This window comes from Pseudomonas sp. PDM15 (assembly GCF_014851565.1).
In the GTDB taxonomy this organism is placed as follows: domain Bacteria; phylum Pseudomonadota; class Gammaproteobacteria; order Pseudomonadales; family Pseudomonadaceae; genus Aquipseudomonas.
In genome coordinates this window covers 357,773-383,558 of sequence record NZ_JACVAA010000004.1, presented here as the reverse complement: position 1 = coordinate 383,558, position 25,786 = coordinate 357,773, and the positions used below count along the sequence as shown (strand labels likewise).

23 protein-coding genes and 1 other RNA gene are annotated in these 25,786 nt (G+C 66.3%); 8 read left to right on the top strand and 16 right to left on the bottom strand.

The features are described from left to right. Nucleotides 1–6: 6 nt before the first annotated feature. From gcvP to IB232_RS13160, 10 genes are all read right to left on the bottom strand, one after another. Entirely contained in the window at nucleotides 7–2,880 is a 2,874-nt protein-coding gene (gene gcvP / locus IB232_RS13205; protein ID WP_192399083.1) for an aminomethyl-transferring glycine dehydrogenase, read from the bottom strand. 102 nt (nucleotides 2,881–2,982) lie between these two features. After that, the gene (gene gcvH / locus IB232_RS13200) at nucleotides 2,983–3,372 is read right to left on the bottom strand and encodes a glycine cleavage system protein GcvH (RefSeq protein WP_192399082.1); all 390 of its coding nucleotides are present in this window, start codon (nucleotides 3,370–3,372) and stop codon (nucleotides 2,983–2,985) included. 188 nt (nucleotides 3,373–3,560) lie between these two features. Further along, the gene (gene gcvT, locus IB232_RS13195; protein ID WP_192399081.1) at nucleotides 3,561–4,643 is read right to left on the bottom strand and encodes a glycine cleavage system aminomethyltransferase GcvT; all 1,083 of its coding nucleotides are present in this window, start codon (nucleotides 4,641–4,643) and stop codon (nucleotides 3,561–3,563) included. Nucleotides 4,644–4,805: 162 nt separating this feature from the next. Beyond that, nucleotides 4,806–6,425, bottom strand: a complete 1,620-nt coding sequence (locus tag IB232_RS13190; RefSeq protein WP_192399080.1) for an ABC transporter permease — start codon at nucleotides 6,423–6,425, stop codon at nucleotides 4,806–4,808. Nucleotides 6,426–6,598: 173 nt separating this feature from the next. Then, on the bottom strand, nucleotides 6,599–7,600 hold the full coding sequence (locus tag IB232_RS13185) for an extracellular solute-binding protein (RefSeq protein ID WP_192399079.1): 1,002 nt from the start codon (nucleotides 7,598–7,600) through the stop codon (nucleotides 6,599–6,601). A 117-nt stretch (nucleotides 7,601–7,717) separates the two neighbouring features. Beyond that, the gene (locus IB232_RS13180; protein WP_192399078.1) at nucleotides 7,718–8,935 is read right to left on the bottom strand and encodes a 2-octaprenyl-3-methyl-6-methoxy-1,4-benzoquinol hydroxylase; all 1,218 of its coding nucleotides are present in this window, start codon (nucleotides 8,933–8,935) and stop codon (nucleotides 7,718–7,720) included. 9 nt (nucleotides 8,936–8,944) lie between these two features. Further along, entirely contained in the window at nucleotides 8,945–9,430 is a 486-nt protein-coding gene (locus tag IB232_RS13175; RefSeq protein ID WP_192399077.1) for a DUF4442 domain-containing protein, read from the bottom strand. A 9-nt stretch (nucleotides 9,431–9,439) separates the two neighbouring features. Continuing rightward, a complete protein-coding gene (gene ubiH, locus IB232_RS13170) occupies nucleotides 9,440–10,624 on the bottom strand; it encodes a 2-octaprenyl-6-methoxyphenyl hydroxylase (RefSeq protein WP_192399076.1) in 1,185 nt (394 codons plus the stop codon). Between the two features lies 1 nt (nucleotide 10,625). Then, the gene (gene pepP, locus IB232_RS13165) at nucleotides 10,626–11,960 is read right to left on the bottom strand and encodes a Xaa-Pro aminopeptidase (RefSeq protein WP_192399075.1); all 1,335 of its coding nucleotides are present in this window, start codon (nucleotides 11,958–11,960) and stop codon (nucleotides 10,626–10,628) included. Nucleotides 11,961–11,969: 9 nt separating this feature from the next. Further along, entirely contained in the window at nucleotides 11,970–12,524 is a 555-nt protein-coding gene (locus IB232_RS13160; RefSeq protein WP_192399074.1) for a YecA family protein, read from the bottom strand. A 157-nt stretch (nucleotides 12,525–12,681) separates the two neighbouring features. Here IB232_RS13160 and IB232_RS13155 point away from each other — a divergent pair, with 157 nt between their 5' ends. The 6 genes from IB232_RS13155 (at nucleotide 12,682) to IB232_RS13130 (ending at nucleotide 16,760) form a co-directional block, all read left to right on the top strand. Continuing rightward, complete coding sequence (locus tag IB232_RS13155; RefSeq protein WP_192399073.1) at nucleotides 12,682–12,891, top strand: TIGR02449 family protein; 210 nt, start codon at nucleotides 12,682–12,684, stop codon at nucleotides 12,889–12,891. Next, a complete protein-coding gene (locus tag IB232_RS13150) occupies nucleotides 12,888–13,202 on the top strand; it encodes a cell division protein ZapA (protein ID WP_137973690.1) in 315 nt (104 codons plus the stop codon). Before IB232_RS13155 ends, IB232_RS13150 begins: the two co-directional genes overlap by 4 nt. Before the next feature lie 34 nt (nucleotides 13,203–13,236). Then, a non-coding RNA gene (gene ssrS, locus IB232_RS13145) (6S RNA) lies at nucleotides 13,237–13,415 on the top strand. A gap of 8 nt (nucleotides 13,416–13,423) precedes the next feature. Then, entirely contained in the window at nucleotides 13,424–14,023 is a 600-nt protein-coding gene (locus IB232_RS13140) for a 5-formyltetrahydrofolate cyclo-ligase (RefSeq protein ID WP_192399072.1), read from the top strand. A 361-nt stretch (nucleotides 14,024–14,384) separates the two neighbouring features. Continuing rightward, nucleotides 14,385–14,834: an EVE domain-containing protein gene (locus IB232_RS13135; RefSeq protein ID WP_192399071.1), complete on the top strand. Its 450-nt coding sequence runs from the start codon at nucleotides 14,385–14,387 to the stop codon at nucleotides 14,832–14,834. 51 nt (nucleotides 14,835–14,885) lie between these two features. After that, complete coding sequence (locus IB232_RS13130) at nucleotides 14,886–16,760, top strand: diguanylate cyclase (RefSeq protein WP_192399070.1); 1,875 nt, start codon at nucleotides 14,886–14,888, stop codon at nucleotides 16,758–16,760. A 1-nt stretch (nucleotide 16,761) separates the two neighbouring features. Here IB232_RS13130 and IB232_RS13125 read toward each other — a convergent pair whose 3' ends face one another. Further along, a complete protein-coding gene (locus tag IB232_RS13125) occupies nucleotides 16,762–17,169 on the bottom strand; it encodes a flagellar basal body-associated protein FliL (protein ID WP_192399069.1) in 408 nt (135 codons plus the stop codon). Nucleotides 17,170–17,327: 158 nt separating this feature from the next. Here IB232_RS13125 and IB232_RS13120 point away from each other — a divergent pair, with 158 nt between their 5' ends. Beyond that, nucleotides 17,328–18,308: an NADPH:quinone oxidoreductase family protein gene (locus IB232_RS13120; RefSeq protein ID WP_192399068.1), complete on the top strand. Its 981-nt coding sequence runs from the start codon at nucleotides 17,328–17,330 to the stop codon at nucleotides 18,306–18,308. 54 nt (nucleotides 18,309–18,362) lie between these two features. On the opposite strand, the gene IB232_RS13115 is transcribed toward IB232_RS13120, so the two are convergent. The 4 genes from IB232_RS13115 to trxA form a co-directional block, all read right to left on the bottom strand. Next, complete coding sequence (locus tag IB232_RS13115; protein ID WP_192399067.1) at nucleotides 18,363–19,331, bottom strand: CDP-6-deoxy-delta-3,4-glucoseen reductase; 969 nt, start codon at nucleotides 19,329–19,331, stop codon at nucleotides 18,363–18,365. Between the two features lie 26 nt (nucleotides 19,332–19,357). Further along, nucleotides 19,358–20,824 (bottom strand): 4-hydroxy-3-polyprenylbenzoate decarboxylase, encoded by a 1,467-nt coding sequence (gene ubiD / locus IB232_RS13110; protein WP_192399066.1) that lies wholly within the window; start codon nucleotides 20,822–20,824, stop codon nucleotides 19,358–19,360. Between the two features lie 109 nt (nucleotides 20,825–20,933). Next, nucleotides 20,934–22,193, bottom strand: coding sequence for a transcription termination factor Rho (rho, locus tag IB232_RS13105; protein WP_137973698.1), 1,260 nt, complete (start codon nucleotides 22,191–22,193; stop codon nucleotides 20,934–20,936). A 238-nt stretch (nucleotides 22,194–22,431) separates the two neighbouring features. Next, the gene (gene trxA, locus IB232_RS13100; protein WP_137973699.1) at nucleotides 22,432–22,758 is read right to left on the bottom strand and encodes a thioredoxin TrxA; all 327 of its coding nucleotides are present in this window, start codon (nucleotides 22,756–22,758) and stop codon (nucleotides 22,432–22,434) included. Between the two features lie 212 nt (nucleotides 22,759–22,970). On the opposite strand from trxA, the gene ppx reads away from it, so the two are divergent. After that, entirely contained in the window at nucleotides 22,971–24,470 is a 1,500-nt protein-coding gene (ppx, locus tag IB232_RS13095; RefSeq protein WP_192399065.1) for an exopolyphosphatase, read from the top strand. 59 nt (nucleotides 24,471–24,529) lie between these two features. On the opposite strand, the gene serA is transcribed toward ppx, so the two are convergent. Next, the gene (gene serA, locus IB232_RS13090; protein ID WP_137973701.1) at nucleotides 24,530–25,759 is read right to left on the bottom strand and encodes a phosphoglycerate dehydrogenase; all 1,230 of its coding nucleotides are present in this window, start codon (nucleotides 25,757–25,759) and stop codon (nucleotides 24,530–24,532) included. Nucleotides 25,760–25,786: the final 27 nt, after the last annotated feature.

Genomic DNA, 25,786 nt, shown 5'->3' with positions numbered 1-25,786 from the left:
GATGAACTACTCGCGGTAGTCGTCCATCGGCACGCAGGCGCAGAACAGGTTGCGGTCGCCGTAGACGTTGTCCACGCGGTTCACCGCCGGCCAGTACTTGTGCGCGCGGGTGTGGGCGGACGGGGTCACCGCTTCCTCAATGCTGTACGGACGCTCCCACACGCCGATCACGTCGGCCAGGGTGTGCGGGGCACGCTTGAGCGGGTTGTCCTCGGCCGGCCACTCGCCGGCGGCGACCTTGGCGATCTCGGCGCGGATGCTCAGCATCGCCTCGATGAAGCGATCCAGCTCTTCCTTCGACTCGCTCTCGGTCGGCTCGATCATCAGCGTGCCTGGCACCGGGAAGCTCATGGTCGGCGCGTGGAAGCCGTAGTCCATCAGACGCTTGGCCACGTCTTCCTCGCTGATGCCGGTCTCGGCCTTGAGCGGGCGCAGGTCGAGGATGCATTCGTGGGCGACGCGGTCGTTGCGGCCGCTGTACAGCACCGGGAAGGCACCGGCCAGCTGGCTGGCCAGGTAGTTGGCGTTGAGGATCGCCACTTCGGTGGCGGTGGCCAGCTGCGGGCCCATCATGGCGATGTACATCCAGCTGATCGGCAGGATGCTGGCGCTGCCCCAGGGCGCGGCGCTGACCGCGGTGTTCTGCGGGTTCGGGCCCTGCAGCTCGACCACCGGGTGGTTGGCGACGAAGGGTGCCAGGTGTGCGCGCACACCGATCGGGCCCATGCCAGGGCCGCCACCGCCGTGCGGGATGCAAAAGGTCTTGTGCAGGTTCATGTGCGACACGTCGGCACCGATATCGGCAGGACGTGCCAGGCCGACCTGGGCGTTCAGGTTGGCGCCGTCCATGTAGACCTGGCCGCCGAAGCCGTGGACCACCTCGCAGATCTCGCGGATGCCTTCCTCGTACACGCCGTGGGTCGACGGGTAGGTGATCATCAGGCACGACAGCTTGTCGCCGGCCTCGGCGGCCTTGGCCTTGAGGTCGTCCATGTCGACGTTGCCGGCGGCGTCGCACTCCACCACCACCACGCGCATGTTGAGCATCTGCGCCGAGGCCGGGTTGGTGCCGTGGGCCGAGGCCGGGATCAGGCAGATGTCACGGTGACCGTCGTTGCGGCTCTCATGGTACTTGCGGATCGCCAGCAGGCCGGCGTACTCGCCTTGGGCGCCGGAGTTGGGCTGCATGCAGATGGCGTCGAAGCCGGTGATGGCGCGCAGCCAGGCTTCCAGCTCGTCGATCATCAGCTTGTAGCCGGCGGCCTGCTCGCGCGGGGCGAAGGGGTGCAGAGCGCCGAACTCCGGCCAGGTGACCGGGATCATCTCGCTGGTGGCGTTGAGCTTCATGGTGCAGGAACCGAGCGGGATCATGGCCTGGTTCAGGGCCAGGTCCTTATTCTCCAGGCGCTTGAGGTAGCGCAGCATGTCGGTTTCGCTGTGGTGGCTGTTGAATACCGGGTGGGTCAGGTAGGCCGAGGTGCGGCGCAGGTCGGCCGGGATACCTTCCGGCACGCTGCCGGCGTCCAGCTCGGCCACGCTCAGACCGTGGTCGGCGCCGAGGAAGATCGACAGCAGCTGCTCGACGGTCTGCGCGCTGCTGGTCTCGTCCAGGCTGACGCCCAGCTTGCCGCGACCGAGGATGCGCAGGTTGATGCGCGCGGCCTTGGCCGACTCGAGGATGGCGGTCTGCATGCCGCCGACATCCAGGGTCAGGGTATCGAAGAAGAACTGGTTGTCGCGCTTCAGGCCTTTCTGCTCCAGGCCGGCGGCCAGTACGCAGGTCAGGCGGTGCACGCGCTGGGCGATGCGCTTGAGGCCTTCCGGACCATGGTACACGGCGTAGCAGCTGGCCATGTTGGCCAGCAGCACCTGCGAGGTGCAGATGTTGGAGTTGGCCTTTTCGCGGCGGATGTGCTGCTCGCGGGTCTGCAGGGCCATGCGCAGCGCGGTGTTGCCACGGGCATCCTTGGACACGCCGATGATGCGGCCAGGCATGGCGCGCTTGAAGGCGTCGCGGGTGGCGAAGAAGGCTGCGTGCGGGCCGCCGTAGCCCATCGGCACGCCGAAGCGCTGGGCCGAGCCGAGCACCACGTCGGCACCGAGCTCGCCGGGCGGGGTCAGCAGCAGCAGGCTGAGCAGGTCGGTGGCGACGCAGGCCAGAGCGTTCTTGGCGTGCAGCTGTTCGATCAGCGGCTTGATGTCACGAATCTCGCCGTGGGTGTCCGGGTACTGCAGCAGCGCGCCGAACACGTCGAGGCCGGCCAGCTGGTCCAGCGCGCCGACCTGGACTTCGATGCCGAAGCCTTCTGCACGGGTCTGCACCACCGAGATGGTCTGCGGGTGGCAGTTCTCGTCGACGAAGAACACATTGCTCTTCGACTTGGCCACGCGCTTGGCCAGGCCCATGGCCTCGCCGGCGGCGGTGGCTTCGTCGAGCAGCGAGGCGCTGGCCAGGTCCAGACCGGTCAGGTCGATGGTCAGCTGCTGGAAGTTCAGCAGCGACTCCAGACGACCCTGGGCGATTTCCGGCTGGTAGGGGGTGTAGGCGGTGTACCAGCCCGGGTTTTCCAGCAGGTTACGCAGGATCACGGTCGGGGTGATGGTGCCGTGGTAGCCCATGCCGATCAGGTTGGTCCACAGCTGGTTCTGCTCGGCATAGCCGCGCAGCTTGGCCAGGGCGCCCTGCTCGTCCAGCGCCGCCGGCAGGTCCAGCGGGCGGTTGAGGCGGATGGCCGGCGGCACGGTCTGCACGATCAGCTCTTCGCGGCTGGCGACGCCGAGGGCGTCGAGCATGGCCTGTTCTTCACGGGCGTCCGGGCCGAGGTGGCGGCGGAGGAAGGCATCGGGCTGTTGCAGTTGATCGAGACGGGGCGTGGACATAGCAGGGCTCTCGGAAAATGACAGAGCCTCGACGGATCGAGGCTCGACAGCGGGAATCGTGATTCTTGATGGCGGGCCGCGTGCTAGACGCGGCCATCAGCCTCAGGCGTCGGCGGAGCAGACGGCTTCGTAGCCGGCGGCGTCGAGCAGCTCTTCCAGCTCGGCCGGGTTGCTCGGCTGCAGCTTGAAGAACCAGGCGGCGTAGGGGTCGCCGTTGACCTGCTCGGGAGCGTCGGCCAGGGCCTCGTTGACGGCGAGGACTTCGCCGGCGAGCGGGGCGTAGATGTCCGAGGCGGCCTTCACCGACTCGACCACACCGGCTTCCTGGCCGTTGGCCAGCTGCTTGCCGACTTCCGGCAGCTCGACGTAGACCACGTCGCCCAGGGCTTCCTGCGCGTGGTCGGTGATGCCCACGGTGACCGAGCCATCGGCCTCCAGGCGGATCCACTCGTGGCTGGCAACGTAACGCAGGTCGGCGGGGATATTGCTCATGTCGGTACCCTCGAAATCAGTGGGGGCGGAAGACCCGCCCGGAAAATTTAGCAGTCTTAAAAAGGCAAGCTTGAGCGAGCTAGAGCCAGGCTAGGCGAAAGCGGGCGAAGAAGCGCAGTTTACTTGTGTAAATGAGCATTCTGAGCCCGCTTTCAACAACGCCTGGCCGACGCGCAGCCAAGCGATTTTCAAATCACAGCCTTGCCGTTGCGGACGAAGTTGGCCTGCACGACGCGTACCGGGTACCACTTGCCGCGAATCTCCACCTCGGCGCGATCGCTGGTGGCGGCCGGCACGCGGGCCAGGGCGATGGACTTGTTGAGGGTCGGCGAGAAGCTGCCGCTGGTGATCTCACCCTCCCCCACGCCTTCCACCCGCACCACCTGGTGGGCACGCAGCACGCCGCGCTCTTCCAGCACCAGACCGACCAGCTTCTGCTGATCACCGGCGGCACGCTGGGTTTCCAGGGCGCTGCGGCCGACGAACTGGCGCTCGGCCGGTTCCCAGGCGATGGTCCAGCCCATGTTGGCGGCCAACGGTGAAGTCTCTTCGTCCATGTCCTGGCCGTACAGGTTCATGCCGGCTTCCAGACGCAGGGTGTCGCGGGCGCCCAGGCCGATCGGGGCGATGCCGGCGCCGACCAGTTCGTTGAGGAAATCGGCAGCCTGGGCGGCCGGCAGCATGATCTCCAGGCCGTCCTCACCGGTATAGCCGGTGCGGGCGATGAACCAGTCGCCTTCCGGCAGGCCCTGGAACACCTTGAGCTCATGGATCAGCGCGGCGCGGGCGGGGGACACCAGCTCGGCGGTCTTGGCGCGGGCGTTGGGGCCCTGGATAGCGAGCATGGCCAGCTCGGCGCGCTCGTTCAGCTTGACCTCGAAACCGGCGGTCTGTGCCTGCATCCAGGCCAGGTCCTTGTCGCGGGTGGCGGCGTTGACCACCACGCGGTAGCCCCAGTCGGTGAGGTAGACGATGAGATCGTCGATCACCCCGCCACGCGGGTTGAGCATGCCGCTGTACAGCGCCTTGCCAGGCGTCTTCAGGCGATCAACATCGTTGGCCAGCAGGTGCTGCAGCCAGGCCTTGGCCTGGGCGCCGGTGACGTCGACCACGGTCATGTGGGAGACGTCGAACACGCCGCAGTCGCGGCGCACCTGATGGTGCTCCTCGACTTGCGAGCCGTAGTGCAACGGCATGTCCCAGCCGCCGAAATCGACCATCTTGGCGCCGAGCGCCAGATGTTGTTCATACAGAGGTGTACGCTGTCCCATGGAAAACTCCTCAAACGGGCCCCGCCCTGGTGGGCGCGAGCTCATGGACGGCTGCGTCAGCAGGCGCGCATTGTAGCCCCGACGCGTCGCCCGGTCACCTCGATAGCCGACCGACCAGTCAATGTCGAGCGGATCGCGCCAGCCAGAGCCTGGCAGCCTGCTCTAGTGCCCCGGCTGGCGGGCGGAACGGCGGATCAGACCGATCACCGGCAGCAGGCCGACCAGCACCAGGGTCAGCGCCGGCAGCGCGGCGCGGGCCCACTCGCCCTCGCTGGTCATCTCGAAGATGCGCACCGACAGGGTGTCCCAGCCAAAGGGGCGCATCAGCAGGGTGGCCGGCATTTCCTTGAGCACATCGACGAACACCAGTAGCGCGGCGGACAGTGCGCCCGGCACCAGCAGCGGCAGGTAGACGCGCAGGAACAGTGCCGGCCCGCCGACACCCAGGCTGCGCGCGGCCTGCGGCAGCGACGGGCGGATGCGCGCCAGGCCGCTTTCCAGCGGGCCATAGGCAACCGCCATGAAACGCACCAGGTAGGCCAGCAGCAGCGCCGCCAGGCTGCCCAGCAGCAGGGGCTTGCCGGCACCGCCGAGCCAGGTGGATAGAGGGATCATCAGCTCGCGGTCGAGGAAGCTGAAGGCCAACATGATCGACACCGCCAGCACCGAGCCGGGCAACGCGTAGCCGAGATTGGCCAGGCTCACCGCGCTGCGGATCGGCCGGGTCGGTGCCTGGCGGCGAGCGAAGGCCAGTAGCAGCGCTACGGCCACGGTGATCAGCGCCGCCAGGGCGCCGAGGGACAGGGTGTGCAGAATCAGGCCGGCATAGCGCTCGTCCAGGTCGAAGCGGCCTCGCTGCCAGAACCACACCAGCAACTGCAGCAACGGCACGACAAAGGCGCAGACGAATACCAGACCGCACCAGGTGCAGGCGGCGAGCGCCTTCCAGCCATGCAGGCGGTACAGCGCCTTGCCCCGTGGCCGTTCGCTGGCCGGGCGGCTGGCGCCGCGGGCGCGACGCTCGCCATAGAGCACCAGCATCACCGCCAGCAGCAGCAGGCTGGCCAGCTGGGTAGCGCCGGACAGGCTGTAGAAGCCGTACCAGGTCTTGTAGATGGCGGTGGTGAAGGTGTCGAAGTTGAACACCGCCACCGCGCCGAAGTCGGCCAGGGTTTCCATGATCGCCAGCGCCAACCCGGCGCCGATGGCCGGCCAGGCCATCGGCAGGGCCACGCGCCAGAATGCCTGCCAGGGCGACTGGCCGAGCACCCGCGCCGCCTCCAGTAGCCCCCGGCCCTGGGCCAGGAAGGCACTGCGCGCGAGCAGGTAGACGTAGGGGTAGAACACCAGCACCAGCACGGTGATCACCCCGCCGGTGGAGCGCACGCGGGGCAAACGGATACCCGTGCCGAACCACTCGCGCAGCAGGCTCTGCACCGGCCCCGAAAAATCAAATAAACCGATGAAGACGAAGGCCAGCACGTAAGCGGGAATGGCGAAAGGCAGCATCAGCGCCCAGTCCAGCCAGCGCCGTCCGGGGAACTCGCAGAGGCTGGTGAGCCAGGCCAGGCTGACACCGAGCAACGTCACGCCGACGCCGACGCCGAACACCAGCACCAGGGTGTTGCCCAGCAGGCGCGGCATCTGGGTATCCCACAGATGGCGCCAGATCTCGCCATCGATCTCGTGCCAGGACAGCACCAGCACCGACAGCGGCAGCAGCACCAGGGCGGCGATGGCAAAGGCGATGGGATACCAGCGGCGCTGGACGGGATGACTCACGCGAACTCCTGGCGGGCGGAAACGATACGCCCCGGGCGGGCCGGGGCGTCGAGTATAACGATTGGCGTAGAACGGGGCTTGGTAGGGTGGAAAACCGCACGGCGTTTTCCACCAGGCGGCCACTCTGCCGTCAGTCGGTGGATGGGAAAAGCGCCATCCACCCTAAGTCCGCTTTAATTCCAGCCGACTCGATCCATCATCCTGATCGCCTCAGCCTGACGCTTGCCGGCCACTTCCACCGGGATGCTGTCGGCCTTGAACTCACCCCAGGCCGCCACTTCCGCCGACGGCTTGACCGCCGGGTTGGCCGGGAACTCCTGGTTGATTTCGGCAAACAGGCCCTGAGCCTCCGGCGTGGTCATCCACTCGACCAGCTTCTTCGCCGCTTCCGGATTCGGCGCGTGCTTGGTAAGGCCGACGCCGGACAGGTTGACGTGCACGCCGCGATCACTCTGATTGGGCCAGAACAGCTTGGCGCGCAGTTGCGGGTTTTCCTTGTGCAGGCGGCCGTAGTAGTAAGTATTGACGATGCCAACATCGCACTGGCCGGCATCCACGGCGAGGATCACTGCGTTGTCGTCGGCGAACACGTCGGTGGCCAGGTTGTTCACCCAACCCTGCAGGATCTGCTCGGTCTTCTCGGCGCCATGGGTTTCGATCAGGGTGCCGGTGAGCGACTGGTTGTAGACCTTCTTGCTGGTACGCAGGCACAGACGACCTTCCCACTCGGGGCCGGCCAGCGCTTCGTAGGTGGTCAGCTCGGCGGGCTGCACGCGCTCGGTGGAGTAGACGATGGTCCGCGCACGCAGCGACAGGCCGGTCCAGGCATGGTTGCTGGAGCGGTACTGGGCCGGGATGTTGGCGTCGATCACCGGCGAGGTGAAGGGTTGCAGGATGCCCATCTGCTCGGCCTGCCACAGGTTGCCGGCATCCACGGTGATCAGCAGGTCGGCCACGCCATTCTCGCCCTCGGCCTTGATGCGCTGCATCAGTGGCGCTTCCTTGTCGGTGATGAACTTGATGTTCACCCCGGTCTTGGCGGTGTAGGCGTCGAAGACCGGCTTGATCAGCTCGTCGATGCGCGAGGAATAGACCACCACTTCCTCGGCGGCCGTGGCGGAACCGGCGGCGGCGCTCAGAGCCAGGACGGCGAGCAGGCGTTTGGACAGCGACATGGCGAAGGCTCTCGTGACTGCGGAAAGATCACAAATGATAGTGACTCGCAGCTGAGAGCTGTAGCGTTTTTATGTCGCAGTGTTTCGCCAGCTGCAGCCACGGCCGGCGCTGGAGTCTCAGGCGCTGGCCAGTTCGGGCAGATCGCCGACCAGGCCGAGGGCGCGGCGGACGAACAGCGCCTTGGCATCCGGCAACTCGTCGATCCAGTTGAGGCCGCTGTTGCGCAGCAGGCGGATCGGCAGCGGGTCGGCCTGGAACAGACGCTCGAAACCTTCCATGGCCGCCATCATCGCCAGGTTGTGCGGCATACGCCGACGCTCGTAGCGACTGAGTACACGCACATCGTTGGGCTGCTCGCCACGCTGCAGCGCATGTTGCAGCACCTCGGCCAGCACCGCGGCGTCGAGGAAACCGAGATTGACGCCCTGGCCGGCCAGCGGGTGGATGCTGTGGGCGGCGTCGCCGATCAGCGCCAGGCCGCTCTCCACGTAGCGCTTGGCGTGACGCTGGCGCAGCGGAATACAGACGCGCGGATCGACCGCGGTCACCGGGCCCAGGCGCCACTCGAAGGCCTTGCCCAGCTCGTGGCGGAAGGCCTCGTCGTCCAGCGCCATCAGGCGCTCGGCCTCGGCAGGCACGGTGGACCAGACGATCGAGCACCAGTGTTCGTCGCCCTGGCGATTGAGCGGCAGGAAGGCCAGCGGGCCATCGTCGGTGAAGCGCTGCCAGGCGGTGAGCCGGTGCGGCCGCTCGCAGCGCACGCTGGTGACGATGGCGTGGTGCAGGTAATTCCATTCGCGGGTGGCGCAACCGGCCAGACGGCGTACCGCCGAATTGGCGCCGTCGGCGGCCACCAGCAGCGGCGCGCGCAGCTCGCGGCCGTCGGCCAGGGTCAGCAGCCAGCCGTCACCGGAGCGGCGCAGCTGCTCCAGGCGGGCGTTGCCGAGCAGGCCGATCTGGCTGTCGTGCAGGCGCTCGAGCAGGGCGTCCTGGACCACACGGTTCTCGACGATATGACCGAGCACCTCGGCATGCACGCTGGCCGCCGAAAAGTGCACGCTGCCGGTGCCGGAACCGTCCCACACCTGCATGTCGCGGTAGGGCGAGGCGCGCCGGGCGGCGATGCCGTCCCACACGCCGAGGCGTTCGAGAATGCGCTGGCTGGCGGCGGACAGGGCGCTGACCCGTGGCTCGAAGGCACCCTGCGCATCGAACGGCTTGACGCTGAGCGGGCTGCCATCGACCACCAGGATTTCCAGGCCGCTGTGTTCCAGGGCCAGGGCCAGTGCACTGCCGACCATGCCGGCGCCAACGATGATCAGGTCCGCTTGCATCTCGCTTCCTTAGGCCGCAGCCGGCCGCGCACGCGGCTTGAGACGGATATAGAGGGTCTTGTGGGCGGTGGCGACCAGGGTGCCTTCGCCGTCGCGAATCTCGACTTGCAGCTGCGGCAGGTACTTGTCGCCGCCCGCCGTGTGCTCGCGAATGTCGGCGAGCAGGGCGTCGTCGATACGGAAATCGGCATACACCGGGCCCTTGCCGGGGCTGACGAAGTCGATGCTGGCAGCCTTGTCCCAGACGATGTAGTTGTCGCCCAGCAGCGGCATCAGCAACAGCATGAAGAAGGGATCGACCATGCTGTACAGCGAGCCGCCGAACTGGGTGCCGACGAAGTTGCGGTTGTACCAGCGCAGAGCCAACTTCACCCGCGCATGACGGCAGTCCGGGCTGATCTGCTGCACTCGGATGCCGGCGCCGAGGTAGGGCGGGTAGCAGTTGAGGCCAATGCGCAGCAGGCGCGCTCGACGCGCCAGTTTACGGTCACTCATGTACAGCTCTCATAAGGATCGGGTGCCCAGGCCCATGGCCTGGCGGGCGAACCAGCGCTTGGCTGGCGGCAACAGATCGAGACCGAGCAGGCCGAGGGTACGCCCGGCCACCAGCAGCGACTCGTCGCGGCCGAACAGGCGGGTGACGCGGTCGGAGAAGCCGACGGTCAGCGCCTGGTCCTGGCTCTGCCGCGCCAGGTAGCGCTGCAGGCCGGCGAAATCGCCGGGTTGCTCGCCGCCTGCCAGCAGGGTCTCGGCCAGGGCCTGGGCGTCGCGCAGGGACAGGTTGAAGCCCTGCCCCGCCACCGGATGCAGGCTGTGGGCGGCGTTGCCAAGGATCACCAAGTGCGGGCGCACCTGCTCGGTGGCCTCCACCAGCGCCAGCGGGTAGACATGCCGCGCGCCGACCTGGCGCAGGCTGCCCAGACGGTAGCCGAAGGCCTGCTGTAGCTCGGCGAGGAATTCGCGGTCGGGCAGTTGCTGCAGGCGCTCGGCGTCCACCGGCGGGCGGGTCCAGACCAGTGCGCAGCGCTTGTCCGGCAACGGCAGCAGGGCCAGCGGCCCCTGCTCGGTGAAACGCTCGAAGGCCTGTCCGGCATGCGGTTCGGCCGGGCTGATATTGGCGATCAGCGCGCACTGGTCGTAGGGCGTGTGGCGCACGGCGATGCCGAGCTGCTCGCGCAGGCCGGAGCGGCCGCCGTCGGCCAGCACGGCCAGGTCGCAATCGAGGCTGGAGTCATCGCTGAGGAACAGGCGGTAGCCGTCGTCCAGCGCCTCCATGCGGGTCACTTCCGCCGGGCAGCGCCACTCGACTACTTCGGGGTCCAGCGCACGCCACAGGCAATGTCCCATCCAGGCGTTTTCCAGCACGTAGCCCAGGGCCGGCACGCCTTCATCGGCTGCAGACAGGCGGGTAGCGCCGAAGCGGCCCTGGTCGGACACCTGGATCTGGGTGATGGCCTCGGCCCGCTCGGCCAGCGCCGGCCACAGGCCGAGGCGCTCGAAGATCTGCCGGCTGCCGTAGGACAGCGCACTGGACCGCGCGTCGTAGCTCGGCTGCCAGGCATTGCCCGGGGCGAAGGGCTCGACCAGCACGATGCGCCAGCCGCGCGCCCGCGCCCCGGCCTGCAGGGCCAGGGCCAGGCTGGCACCAACCAGGCCACCACCGACGATGGCCAATTGCACACGACTCAACTCAGGCAGCCTGCTCGCGGGCGGCGGCCATCAGCGCCTCGATCTCGGCGACAGTCTTGGGCACGCCGTTGGTGATGACTTCACAGCCGGTCTTGGTCACCAGCACGTCATCCTCGATGCGCACGCCGATGCCGCGCCACTTCTTCGCCACCTTGTCGTTGTCGGTGGCGATATAAATGCCCGGTTCCACCGTCATGCTCATGCCTGGCTCGAGCACGCGCCACTCGCCGCCGACCTTGTAGTCGCCGACATCGTGCACGTCCATGCCCAGCCAGTGGCCGGCGCGGTGCATGTAGAAGGGCTTGTAGGCCTCGGCGGCGATCAGCTCGTCGACGTCGCCTTCGAGCAGGCCCAGCTCCACCAGGCCGGCGGTGATCACCCGCACGGTGGCCTCGTGGGCCTCGTTCCAGTGCTTGCCGGGCGCGATGTGCTTGAACGCCTCCTCGTTGGCCTTGAGCACCAGCTCGTAGATGGCCTTCTGCTCGGGCGAGAACTTGCCGTTGACCGGGAAGGTGCGGGTGATGTCGCTGGCGTAGCAGTCGATCTCGCAGCCGGCGTCGATCAGCACCAGGTCGCCATCCTTCAGCGGCGCGTCGTTCTCGCGGTAGTGCAGGATGCAGGCGTTCTTGCCGGCGGCGACGATGGAGCCGTAGGCCGGCATCTTCGCCCCGCCCTTGCGGAACTCGTAATCCAGCTCGGCTTCCAGATGGTATTCGTAGAGCCCGGCGCGGCTGGTCTGCATGGCGCGCACATGGGCGCGCGCGCTGATCTCGGCGGCCTCCTTCATCACCTTGGCCTCGGCCGCGCTCTTGTACAGGCGCATGTCGTGCAGCAGGTGATCGAGGGCGACGAACTCGTTGGGCGGCGTCGCGCCCTGACGTGCCTTGGAGCGGATCACGTTGATCCAGTCCATCAGCCGGTGATCGAACTCCTGGTTGGTACCGATCGCGTAATAGACGCGCTCGCGGCCTTCGATCAGGCCGGGCAGGATGTCGTCGATATCGCCGATGGGGAAGGCGTCGTCGGCACCGAACTGCGTCACGGCGCCATCCTGGCCGGCGCGCAGTCCGTCCCACAGCTCGCGCTCGGGATCACGCTCGCGGCAGAACAGCACGTACTCGCCGTGCTCGCGACCGGGAATCAGCGCCAGCACCGCCTCCGGCTCGGGGAAGCCGGTGAGGTACTGGAAGTCGCTGTCCTGGCGGTAGACGTGCTCGACGTCGCGGTTGCGGATATACACCGGCGCCGCCGGCAGGATGGCGATGCTGTTGGGTTCCATCTGCTCCATCAGCGCCTTGCGCCGACGGGCGTATTCCGCGCGGGGGATGCTGACCATGGCTGAACCTCAGTGCAGAGAAGGTTTGGGGGCGGGCGACGCGGCCTTGCCGCACTCGGCGAACAGCAGCAGCGGGGCCACGCGCAGGTATTCCATCACTTCCATATAGTCACTTTCGCCGTCCTCGGATTCCTCCAGCGCGCTCTGCACCTGAGCGATGGCGGAAAGATCCTGCAGCACTTCCATGGCCTCGGCGCTCAGCGCAGCATTGCCGAGAATCATGCCGAAACCGTCGAGGAAGCCCTGGCACCACTGGCCGAGAGCCTTGGCGCGCTCACCCAGCGGCGCATCGTCGCCGGGCAGCAGCAGGACCACGGTGACGTCACTGCCGCCGAGTTCGCCCTTGACCATATCCTGCAGGCCGACCAGGGCCTGGCGCACGTTGTCGGCCGGCTCGGCACCGAGCAGTTCGACGGCGTCGGCGATCCAGGCATCGGCCTCGAAACCGGCCCCGGCGCAGCTGCGACCGAGCAGCAGGCCGTGCAGCTCGGCAGGGGAAACGGGTTTGCCAGTGCTCGCCAGGAGAGCGGCGAAGGCGGCGTAGGGGGAATTCGAAATGGACATGGCAACTAGGCGCTGAATCGCGCAATCTCTAGAATGGAGGCCTCGTATCGTAGGGCCTGCGCGCCACGGTTTCCACCGCCTCGTTGCCGCACAGCGCTTGCCGCCCCCTCCCCGCAATCCTTTATAGTGCTGAGATCACTGCCCAGGTATGGAGCCGATGGAAGACGCCGAACTGCAAGCCCTCACACGCAAGCTGGAACTGCTGATCCAGCGCGTCGAGCAGCTGAAGATGCAGAATCGCTCCCTGCTGGCCAGCGAGAAGGCCTGGCGCGAGGAGCGCGCCCATCTGATCGAAAAGAACGAAATGGCCCGGCACAAGGTCGAAGCGATGATTTCGCGCCTGAAAGCCCTGGAGCAGGACTCATGACCCAGTCGAACACCGTAACCGTGCATATTCTCGACAAGGAATATTGCATCGCCTGCCCGGCGGACGAACGTGCCAACCTGGAGAGCGCTGCGCGCTATCTGGACGGCAAGATGCGCGAGATCCGCTCCGGCGGCAAAGTCATAGGCGCCGACCGCATCGCCGTGATGGCCGCGCTGAACATCACCCATGATCTGCTGCACAAGCAGCAGCGCCTGGATCAGGAAGCCAACTCCACCCGCGAGCGCGTGCGTGACCTGCTGGATCGGGTCGACACTGCCCTGGCCGCCGATCCGGATGGCCAGACACTCTGATTGCAGAGCGGTCGAATGGGGTATACTCGCCCCGAGCTCCCTGGTGTGTTGGCCAGTCGGTGATGTCCCTGAGCCGATACGCACAACCACGGGGGTTGCCAGCGGGGCCGGTGTGCATGTCCGCCTGACGGAAAGCCTTAACGCCTCCTGCAATCTCCACCTTGAACTTTCGGGTTCAAGGGCTAACCCGACAGCGGCATGACCGGGGAGTCCAGAATTCCATGATCCTGGCTGGTGATCTATCCCGCGCGGCGCTACGCCGCCAGCTCCGCCAGGCTCGCCGCAACCTCTCCCCTCAGCAACAACAGCGCGCCGCCCACGCGCTGTACCGGCAATTGGCCCAGCATCCGCTGTTCCGCCGCGCCCGCCACATTGCCCTGTACCTGCCCAGTGACGGCGAGATCGACCCGCGCCCGTTGCTGCGCGAGGCCCAGCGCCGTGGCAAGGCGACCTATCTGCCAGTGCTCAGCGACTGGCCACGCACCAAGATGAATTTCCAGCGCGTGCGCGCGCACGAGGCGCTGGCACGCAATCGTTTCCGCATCGAGGAACCGCCGGCCCGGCGCGCGCGGCAGCGCAAGGTCTGGGCACTGGACCTGGTGCTTTTGCCGCTGGTGGGATTCGATCTGTATGGCGGGCGCCTGGGCATGGGCGGCGGTTTTTACGACCGCAGCCTGGCCTATCGGCAACTGCGCAAAAATTGGCACAAGCCGACGCTTTTAGGAGTGGCGCATGAGTGTCAGCAGGTGGACAGGCTGGCCCTGGCCAGCTGGGATATTCGCCTCGGCGCGGTGGTCACCGACCGCCGCTGGCATGGCTGAGACCGCCGCGCTCCCTGCGGCGATGTCAGTCGGTCATTGCTGAATCTGGCTGGAAGACGAGTCACCCTGACGATCCCAGAGACCCTGGGTGTAACCCGTGGTAACCATGCCCAGGCTGAATAGAATGACCAGGACCCACAATATATCTGGCTTGCGCTTCATCGAGTTGCCTCCCCCTTTCGGCACACTACTGTTCTCTACCGGTGGCGGTGTTGTTATTGGCCGTTACGGCGGCGCCTAGCCTGGGCCATCGGCCGCCAGGAAGCGGTGAAGACCCACACATTTTTTGACGCCATCCGGCAGTCATCCGCGGGAACGATTTTCAGTCCCGCGCAAAGACCGGCAGACAGGAGCAAAGTTCATGCCTTATTGGCTGATGAAATCGGAACCCGACGAACTGTCCATCCAGCACCTGCGGCAGCTCGGTCGGGCGCGCTGGGACGGGGTGCGCAACTACCAGGCGCGCAACTTCATGCGCAGCATGCAGATCGGTGACGAGTTCTTCTTCTATCACTCCAGCTGCCCGGAAGCGGGCATCGCCGGCATCGCACGCATCGCCGGACCGGTCTACCCGGACCCCACCGCCCTGGACCCGAACAGCCATTACTTCGATGCCAAGGCCAGCGCCGAGAAGAATCCCTGGAGCGCCCTCGACGTGGAGTTCGTCGAGGCCTTCCCGCGCGTGCTGCCGCTGGCCAGCCTGCGCGACCAGCAGGCACTGGCCGAACTGGCCCTGGTGCAGCGCGGCAGCCGCCTGTCGGTGATGCCGGTGAGCGCAGAACAGTGGCAGGCCATTCTCGCCATGCGTTGAGTCGCCACCGGCGCTGTGCTATCACCACGGCATAGCCTCGCGGAGCCGATAATGCGCGCACGCCCCGTCTGGCCCGCGCGCCTGGCGCTGGCCTTCCTTTTCCTGGTGCTGTGCCTGGCCAGCCTCATGCTCTGGCGCCAGCTGGAGCAGGACCAGCAGGAGCGCGTTAAGGAACGGGTCGACTACCAGGCGCGCAGCCTGGCGCGCCAGCTGGAAGGCACGCTGCACTCCGAAGTCGAGAGCCTGGGCCGCATCGCCCGCCTGTGGAACAACCTGGGTCGCCTGTCGCGCGACGACTGGGAGCAGGAAGCCGAACTGGCGCTGACCGACTTCCCCGCCTACCAGTCGGTGCAGTGGATCGGCCCCGACCTGCAGATGCGCTGGCTGCTGCCGTTGCGCGGCAACGAGGCCGCCGCCAACTTCCGCCTCACCGCCGACCACCCCAACTATCCGCTGGCCATGCAGGCCAAGCAGACCGGCGAGCAGCGCTTCTCCAACAGCTTCCAGCTGGTCCAGGGCGGTCGCGGCTTCGTGCTCTATACCCCGCTGTACCTGGAAGTGGGCCCGGACCAGAATCGCTTCGACGGTTTCCTGCAGGGCGTGTTCCGCGTCGAGCCGCTGATGGACGAGCTGCTCGCCCAGCTCGACAGCGACAGCTTCAGCGTGCGCCTGCGGGAAAAAGGCCAGAGCCTATACAGCCGCGAGCGCCCGGGCACGCTGCCGCAGATGGCCAGCGAAGTGCCGCTGCGACTGCTCAACAACGACGCCTTCAGCCTGCAGCTGAGCCCCACCGCCAAGTTGCTGCAGAGCCTGGCCACGCCGCTGCCACAGGTGGTACTGGGCGCCGGGCTGGCCATCAGCCTGCTGCTGGTGGCGGCCCTGGCCCTGGCCCTGGAGAACACCCACCGCGCCGGCGCCCTGCAGCGCACCAATCGCAGCCTGAAGGTGGAAGCCACCCGCCGCGAAGAGATCGAGCGCCACCTGCGCGACAGTCGCGAGCGCCTGCAGCTGGTGCTCGACCTCACCGACTCCAGCCACGACAGCCTGTTCATCTTCGATACCCGCAGCCGCGAACTGCTGCACATGAACCAGGCCACCTATGCCGGCCTCGGCTACCGCGCCGAGCAGTTCGCCCAGCTCCTGCGCGACGCCCCCGAACAGTTGCTGCCAGGCTTCCATACTTGGCTGGAAGAGGTACGCACGGCCCAGCGGGACAACCAGTCACGGATCTTCCAGCGCGAGCTGTGCCGCCGTGATGGCAGCCGCCAGCCGGCGGAAATCAATACCCAGCTGGTGCAACTGGGCGAGCGCGAGTACGTGATCGCCGTGTCCCGCGACAACAGCGAGCGCCTGGAGCTGGAGGCGCGCCTGCAGCGCCTGTCGCAGCTGGACGGGCTGACCGGCATCTACAACCGGCGCTTCTTCGACCAGCAGCTGCACAGCGAATGGCGCCGCCTGCGCCGGATCGACGCGCCGCTGGCCCTGCTGATGCTGGATATCGACCACTTCAAGGCGTTCAACGACAACCTAGGCCACCTGGCCGGCGACGACGCCCTGCGCAAGGTCGGCGAGGTCCTGCAGAACAGTCTGCAACGCGAGGGCGACGTGGCCTGTCGCTACGGCGGCGAGGAATTCGCCATCATCCTGGCCAACACCGGTCTCGAGGGTGGAGAGCATGTGGCGGCGCGGGTCCACGACCTGGTCGCAGGGCTGGCCATCGCCCACCCGGGCAGCCCGCAGGGCCGTTTGACCCTGAGCATCGGCCTGGCGGTGGCGGAGCCGGTCAGCGAGGAACAACCGGGCGGGCTGGTGGCGCGCAGCGACCAGGCCCTGTATCGGGCCAAGCACGAGGGGCGCAATCGCACCTGCGTGTGGAGCGCGGCCATGGCCGGCGAAGGGCGCGAGCGGCAGGCGCCGCCCGCCTGAATTACTGAATGATCAGGTTATTGAACAGCAGGTCCTCGACGATAGGCTTGCCCTCCTCCTGATTCAGCACATCCTGCACCTGCTTAAGCGCCTCCTGACGCAGCTTCTCCTTGGCTGCCTCGTCGGCCATGCCGGCCTCGGTCTGCTGGGCGAACAGCATCACCAGCTGGTTGCGGATCAGCGGCTCGTGGTGCTCGACCTTCTCCTCGGCCTCGGTACCGGTGACCCGCAGGGCGATGTCGGCCTTGAAGAACTTCAGCTTGGGCCCGGCGCCGAAGTTGCCCACCAGGGCTGGCACCAGACTGACGTAGGCGACCTTGGGCGCGGCGTTCTCTTCCTCGCCGCCGCCACTGGCCAGGGCGGTGCAAGGCAGGATCAGGGCCAGCAGCAGAGCGATGCGGTTTTTCACGGACGATTCCTCAATGAAATATGCCGCCTAGCATAGCCATAGCGGCCCGCGCGCCCAAGCCCGACGCTTATAGGCCGCCATCAGATGCGGGCATGCTCGTTGACCCACCGGGCGCGCCTCCTACACTGCCGGACAGTCACGAACCCGAGGAAAGTGCGATGAAAGCCCTGCTCTGCAAAGCCTTCGGCCCGGCCTCCAGCCTGGTCCTGGAAGACCTGCCCAGCCCCGAACCGAAAAAGAACGAGGTGCTGATCGAGGTGCATGCCGCCGGCGTCAACTTCCCCGACACCCTGATCATCGAAGGCAAGTACCAGTTCAAACCGCCCTTCCCCTTCGCGCCGGGCGGTGAAGCGGCGGGCGTGGTCAAAGCGGTTGGGGAGAAGATCAGCCACCTCAAGGCCGGCGACCGGGTCATGGCCCTTACCGGCTGGGGCAGCTTCGCCGAAGAAGTGGCGGTGCCCGGCTACAACGTGCTGCCAGTGCCCAAGACCATGGACCTGACCACCGCTGCGGCCTTCAGCATGACCTACGGCACCTCGATGCACGCGCTCAAGCAGCGTGCCAATCTGCAGAAGGGCGAGACCCTGCTGGTGCTGGGCGCCTCCGGCGGCGTCGGCCTGGCGGCCGTGGAGATCGGCAAGGCCATGGGCGCCACCGTGATCGCCGCGGCGAGCTCGGCCGAGAAGCTGGAAGTGGCGCGCAACGCCGGCGCCGACCACCTGATCAACTACAGCGAGCAGAGCCTCAAGGACGAGGTGAAGAAGCTCACCGGCGGCCAGGGTGTGGACGTGATCTACGATCCGGTGGGTGGCGAGCTGTTCGAGGAGGCGTTCCGCTCCATCGCCTGGAACGGCCGCTTCCTGGTCGTCGGCTTCGCCGCCGGCGGCGGCATTCCGGTCCTGCCGGCCAACCTGCCGCTGCTCAAGGGCGCCTCGCTGGTCGGCGTTTTCTGGGGCTCGTTCGCCCAGCGCCAGCCGCAGGACAACGCCGCCAACTTCGAGCAGCTGTTCGCCTGGCATGCCGAGGGCAAGCTCAAGCCGCTGGTGTCGCAGACCTTCCCGCTGGCACAGGGCGCTTCGGCCATCGATGCGCTGGGTCAGCGCAAGGCCGTGGGCAAGGTCGTGGTGCAGGTTAAGTAATAACCGCCGCCACCAGAAAGCCGCCCGAGGGCGGCTTTTTTCATGGTCGGGCGATCATTCCCGCGGCGCGTAGGCGAACACGTCGGCGCGCATCTGGTGGGCGTCCATGCCGGCCTCGACCAGGGCATCAAGGGTGCCGTATACCATGCCCGGCGAGCCGCTGGCGTAGAGGTGCAAGCTCTTGAGATCGGCGAAGTCCTGGCACACCACCTCGTGCAGCATGCCGCAGCGTCCTTCCCAGCCGCAGGCGTCGCTGACCACCTTGTGCAAGTGCAGGCCGGGTTGACCCTCCCAGGCCTGCCAGCTGTCCAGCTGATAGAAATCCTCCGGCTGACGCACGCCCCAGTACAGGTGCAGCGGATGGGTGAAGCCGGTGGCGCGGCAATGCTCGATCAGGCTGTGCATCTGCGCCATACCGGTACCGGCGGCGAGCAGCACCAGCGGCCCGTCCGGCAACTCGGCCAAATGGGTGTCGCCGAACGGCATCTGTACCCGTGCCAGGCGCGTGCGGCGCAGCTGCGCCACCAACTGACGAGCGCTGTCCTCACGAGTGAGGATATGCAGCTCCAGGTCACGGCCCTTGTGCGGTGCCGAGGCGAGGGAGAAGGCTGACCATTCGCCGTCGTCACGCTGCAGCAGCAGGTACTGGCCGGCGTGATAGCGCGGCGTCTTCCCCGCCGGAGCGCGCAGCAACACGCGGCAAACATCACCACCGACATCGACCAGGTCGAGCACCTGGCAGCCAAAGGTGCGTACCGGCAACTCGCCCGGGGCGAGCACGCCGTCCCAGTGCAGCACGCAGTCTTCCAGCGGCTCGGCCAGGCAGGTGAACAGCTCGCCGTGATCCAGCTCGGCGCCGGCCTGGCTCACCCGCCCTTCCACCAGCAGCGCCGCGCAGATATGACAGTTGCCGTTACGGCAGCTCTGCGGGCAGTCGTAGCCCAGGCGCCGCGCGGCATCGAGGATGCGCTCGCCGCCATGCACGTCGAGCACCGCGCCCGAGGGCTGCAGGGTGACCTTCATGACTTGCTCAGCAGGTGACGCACTCATCAGTCGATGCCCAGCTCTTTCCACATGTCGTCGATACGTGCGACCACGGCCGGGTCCTTTTCGATCACCCTACCCCACTCGCGGCTGGTCTCGCCCGGCCACTTGTGGGTGGCATCGAGGCCCATCTTCGAGCCCAGGCCGGAGACCGGCGAGGCGAAGTCGAGATAGTCGATCGGCGTGTTGTCGATCATCACCGTGTCGCGCTTGGGATCCATGCGCGTGGTGATGGCCCAGATAACGTCGTTCCAGTCGCGAGCGTTGACGTCGTCGTCGGTGACGATAACGAACTTGGTGTACATGAACTGGCGCAGGAAGGACCAGACGCCGAGCATCACGCGCTTGGCGTGGCCGGGGTACTGTTTCTTCATGGTCACCACCGCCATGCGATAGGAGCAGCCTTCCGGCGGCAGGTAGAAGTCGGTGATCTCCGGGAACTGCTTCTGCAGGATCGGCACGAACACCTCATTCAGCGCCACGCCGAGGATCGCCGGCTCATCCGGCGGGCGGCCGGTGTAGGTGCTGTGGTAGATCGGCTCGCGGCGACGGGTAATGCGCTCGACGGTGAACACCGGGAAGGTGTCGACTTCGTTGTAGTAGCCGGTGTGATCGCCGTACGGGCCCTCCGGCGCGGTTTCGCCCGGATGGATGTGGCCTTCAAGAACGATCTCGGCGCTGGCCGGCACCTGCAGGTCGGAGCCGATGGCCTTGACCAGCTCGGTGCGATGGCCGCGCAGCAGGCCGGCGAAGGCGTATTCGGAGAGAGTGTCCGGCACCGGCGTCACGGCGCCGAGAATGGTCGCCGGATCGGCGCCCAGAGCCACGGCCACCGGATAGGGGCGGTCCGGGTACTTCTGGCACCACTCGCGGTAGTCCAGCGCGCCGCCGCGGTGGCTGAGCCAGCGCATGATCACCTTGTTGCGGCCGATCACCTGCTGACGGTAGATGCCGAGGTTCTGCCGCTCCTTGTTGGGCCCCTTGGTGATGGTCAGGCCCCAGGTGATCAGCGGCGCCACGTCACCCGGCCAGCAGGTCTGCACCGGCAGCTTACCCAGGTCGACCGCGTCGCCCTCCTCGATCACCTCATGGCAGGGCGCGTCCTTGAGGACCTTGGGCGCCATGCTGATGACTTTCTTGTAGATCGGCAGCTTGCTCCAGGCGTCCTTCAGGCCCTTGGGCGGCTCCGGCTCCTTGAGGAAGGCCAGCAGCTTGCCGATCTCGCGCAGTTCGCCGACATCCTCGGCGCCCATGCCCAGCGCCACGCGCTCGGGGGTGCCGAACAGGTTTCCCAGCACCGGTACGTCGAAGCCGGTGGGTTTCTCGAACAGCAGCGCGGGACCGCCGCGGCGCAAAGTGCGGTCGCAGATTTCGGTCATTTCCAGCACGGGAGAGACCGGGGTCTGGATGCGCTTGAGTTCGCCACGCTTTTCCAGCTCGCGGATGAAGTCGCGCAGGTCGCGATACTGCATGCTTGGGCCTCACAGGTCGGGGCGCAAAGTTTAGCGCCGAACTGGGTTATTCAGAAGGCTGCACAAACGCAAAGGCCGGGTTTCCCCGGCCTCTGTAGCAACGCTCGAATCATTTCCGCTTCATGGAGAGGAAGAATTCTTCGTTGGTCTTGGTATCTTTCAGCTTGTCGGTGAGGAACTCGATGGCGGCGATCTCGTCCATCGGGTGCAGTAGCTTGCGCAGGATCCACATGCGCGCCAGCTCTTCCTCGCCGGTCAGCAACTCCTCGCGGCGGGTGCCGGACTTGTTGATGTTGATGGCCGGGAACACGCGCTTCTCGGCGATGCGGCGGTCCAGCGGCAGCTCCATGTTGCCGGTACCCTTGAATTCCTCGTAGATCACCTCGTCCATCTTCGAGCCGGTCTCGACCAGCGCGGTGGCGATGATGGTCAGCGAACCGCCTTCCTCGATGTTACGGGCGGCGCCGAAGAAGCGCTTGGGCTTCTCCAGGGCATGGGCGTCGACACCACCGGTCAGCACCTTGCCGGAGCTCGGGATCACGGTGTTGTAGGCACGCGCAAGGCGGGTGATGGAGTCGAGCAGGATGACCACGTCCTTCTTGTGTTCGACCAGGCGCTTGGCCTTCTCGATCACCATCTCGGCAACCTGCACGTGGCGGGTCGGCGGCTCGTCGAAGGTCGAGGCGACCACTTCGCCGCGCACGGTGCGCTGCATCTCGGTCACTTCTTCCGGGCGCTCGTCGATCAGCAGGACGATCAGGTAGCACTCGGGGTTGTTGCGGGTGATGTTGGCCGCGATGTTCTGCAGCATGATGGTCTTGCCCGCCTTCGGCGGGGCGACGATCAGGCCGCGCTGGCCCTTGCCGATCGGCGCGCAGAGGTCGATCACGCGACCGGTGAGGTCTTCCTTGGAGCCGTTACCGGCTTCCATGGTCAGGCGCTTGGTCGGGAACAGCGGCGTCAGGTTCTCGAACAGGATCTTGTTCTTGGCGTTTTCCGGGCGGTCGAAGTTGATGGTGTCGACCTTGAGCAGGGCAAAGTAGCGCTCGCCTTCTTTCGGCGGGCGGATCTTGCCGACGATGGTGTCACCGGTACGCAGGTTGAAGCGGCGGATCTGGCTGGGCGAGACGTAGATGTCGTCCGGGCCGGCCAGGTAGGAGGAGTCCGCGGAGCGCAGGAAGCCGAAGCCGTCCTGGAGAATCTCCAGCACGCCGTCGCCGGAAATCTCTTCGCCGCTTTTCGCGTGCTTCTTGAGCAGGGCGAAGATGATGTCCTGCTTGCGCGAACGGGCCATGTTTTCCAGACCAGCCTGGTCGGCCATGTCCAGCAGTTCGGCAATCGGCTTTTGCTTGAGTTCGGTCAGATTCATAGGAATGACGTAGGTATATATGAGGAGGGAAGGAAAGCCTTGGGCTTTGCTGGCCGCGCCGTGGGAAGGCGACTGGATCGCTCGATATTATCGGGAGGAGTGCATCGGCGGCGGCTTGGGGGGCAACGGGGAACCCGTTGCAGGCCCGAATGTAACACCGCGTTTATCGCGACGTCCAGCCTGCGCCCAAAGAAAAAGCCCCGCGATGTGCGGGGCTTCTACTACAGCGGCAAACGCCTCAGATGTTGGCGTCGAGGAAAGCAGCCAGCTGCGACTTGGACAGGGCGCCGACCTTGGTGGCCTCGACGTTGCCGTTCTTGAACAGCATCAGGGTCGGGATACCACGCACGCCGTACTTCGGCGGGGTCTCCTGGTTCTCGTCGATGTTCAGCTTGCAAACCTTCAGCTTGCCGGCATAGGTCTGGGCGATTTCGTCCAGTACCGGGGCGATCATCTTGCACGGGCCGCACCATTCGGCCCAGTAGTCGACCAGGACCGGACCTTCGGCCTTGATCACGTCGTCTTCGAAGCTGGTGTCGCTGACGTTGGTGATGAAATCGCTCATGTGAGTCTCCGTGATCGGAAGCAGAAAAGTGGCGCCATGATAGCCCGCATCCGCCCCTGCCGAAAGCCGCTGTCCATTGAGCTTGACTATCAATGGATTTCATACTGCTGATGAAAGACTACGGCAACCCGGCCACGGGCGGTTAACATGCTGCCATGCGGTGCCCGCTCGATCAGGACCGGCGCCAACGTTTTGCTAAGGGATAATTCTTCATGCCCAACACCGCCAAGCAGTTTCCTCTGATCGCCGCCATCGACCTCGGCTCCAACAGCTTCCACATGGTGCTGGCCAAGGCCGACCACGGCGAGATCCGCATCCTCGAGCGGCTCGGTGAAAAAGTGCAGCTGGCCGCCGGCCTGGACGACGGGCGCGTGCTCAGCGAGGAAGCCATGCAGCGCGGTCTGGATTGCCTGCGCCGCTTCGGCCAGCTGATCCAGGGCCTGCCCCAGGGCGCCGTGCGCATCGTCGGCACCAACGCCCTGCGCGAGGCGCGCAACCGCGCCGAGTTCATCCGCCGCGCCGACGAACTGCTCGGCCACCAGGTGGAGGTCATCTCCGGTCGCGAGGAAGCGCGCCTGATCTACCTCGGCGTGTCGCACAGCATCGCCGACACCCCCGGCAAGCGCCTGGTAGTGGACATCGGCGGCGGCAGCACTGAATTCATCGTCGGCCAGCGCTTCGAGCCGCTGCTGCGCGAGAGCCTGCAGATGGGCTGCGTCAGCTACACCCAGCGCTACTTCCGCGACGGCAAGATCACCCCGGCGCGCTACGCCCAGGCCTACACCGCCGCGCGCCTGGAACTGATGAGCATCGAGCAGGGCCTGCAGCGCCTGGGCTGGCAGGAATCGGTGGGCGCCTCCGGCACCATTCGCGCCGTGGGCCTGGCGATCAAGGCCGGCGGCCTGGGCAATGGCGAGATCAATCCCGAGGGCCTGGCCTGGCTCAAGCGCAAGGTGTTCAAACTGGGCGAAGCGGACAAGCTCGACCTGGAAGGCATCAAGCCCGACCGCCGGCAGATCTTCCCGGCTGGCCTGGCCATCGCCGAGGCCATCTTCGACGCCCTCGACCTGCAGCGCATGGACCACTCCGAAGGCGCCCTGCGCGAAGGCGTGCTCTACGACCTGCTCGGCCGCCACCACCACGAGGACGTGCGCGAACGCACTCTGGGCGCGCTGATGGAGCGCTACCACGTCGACCTGCAGCAGGCCGCGCGGGTCGAGGCCAAGGCCCTGCAGGCCCTGGAGAAGGTGACCGAGGCCTGGCAGCTGGACGAGGACTGGCACAGCGACCTGCTGCAATGGGGGGCGCGGGTTCACGAGATCGGCCTGGATATCGCCCACTATCAGTACCACAAGCACGGCGCCTACCTGATCGAGCACTCCGACCTGGCCGGTTTCTCCCGTCGCGACCAGCTGATGCTGGCCCTGCTGGTGCGCGGCCATCGCCGCAACATCCCCAAGGACAGATTCGCCGAGTTCGGCGAGGACGGCGTGCAGCTGCAGCGCCTGTGCGTGCTGCTGCGCTTCGCCATCCTGTTCCACCACATCCGCGGCACCCAGGAAATGCCCAAGGTGCAGCTCAAGGCCGGCCCGCAGAGCTTGGACCTGACCTTCCCCGACGGTTGGCTGGCAGCCAACCCGCTGACCCAGGCCGACTTCGAGCAGGAAGCCGAGTGGCTGACGCGGATCGGCTTCACCCTCAGCGTGCGCTGAAACGCCGGACATGAAAAAGGGAGGCCTAGGCCTCCCTTTTTCGTTGCAGCGCGGCGTTCTTAGAACAGGACGCGGCTGCGGATGGTACCGGTGACGTGCTGCAGCTTCTCGAGGGCCAGATCGGAGTACTCGGCGTCGACGTCGATCACCACGTAGCCGACCTTGTCGTTGGTCTGCAGGAACTGACCGGAGATGTTGATGCCGTTGTCGGCGAACACCTTGTTGATCTCGCTCATCACGCCCGGCACGTTCTGGTGGATGTGCAGCAGGCGGTGCTTGCCCGGGTGGGCCGGCAGGGCGACTTCCGGGAAGTTCACGGAGGACACCGAGGTACCGTTGTCGCTGTACTTGACCAGCTTCTCAGCCACTTCCAGGCCGATATTGGCCTGCGCCTCTGCAGTCGAACCACCGATATGCGGGGTCAGGATCACACGATCCAGGCCACGCAGCGGGCTTTCGAACTCTTCGTCGTTGGACTTCGGCTCGACCGGGAACACGTCGATGGCGGCGCCGATCAGGTGTTCATCCTTGATCGCGGCGGCCAGGTGCTCCAGCTCGACCACGGTGCCACGGGCGGCGTTGATCAGGATGCCGCCCTTCTTCATGGCGCGGATTTCCTTCTCGCCGATCATCCACTGGGTGGACGGCAGCTCGGGCACATGCAGGGAGACGATGTCGGCCATGCCCAGCAGGTCGTGCAGCTTGGCCACCTGAGTGGCGTTGCCCAGCGGCAGCTTGGTCACGGTGTCGTAGAAGAACACCTGCATGCCCAGGGCCTCGGCCAGGACCGAGAGCTGGGTGCCGATGGAGCCGTAGCCGACGATGCCGAGCTTCTTGCCGCGGATCTCGAAGGAGTTGGCCGCCGACTTGATCCAGCCACCGCGGTGGCAGGAGGCGTTCTTTTCCGGAATTCCGCGCAGCAGCAGGATGGCCTGGGCCAGTACCAGCTCGGCGACCGAGCGGGTGTTGGAATAGGGGGCATTGAACACGGCGATACCGCGCTCGCGGGCAGCGTCCAGGTCGACCTGGTTAGTGCCGATGCAGAAGCATCCGACGGCAACCAGCTTCTTGGCGCAGTCGAAGACTTCCTCGGTCAGCTGGGTACGCGAGCGGATGCCGATGAAGTGGGCGTCGGCGATCTTGCTCTTCAGCTCGTCGTCGGACAGGGCGCCCTTGAGGTACTCGATGTTGGTGTAACCAGCGGCCTTCAGGGTGTCGACGGCATTCTGGTGCACGCCTTCCAGCAGAAGGAACTTGATCTTGCTCTTGTCGAGAGAGGTCTTGCTCATCGGAGTACCTGTTGTCCCACAAAAAGG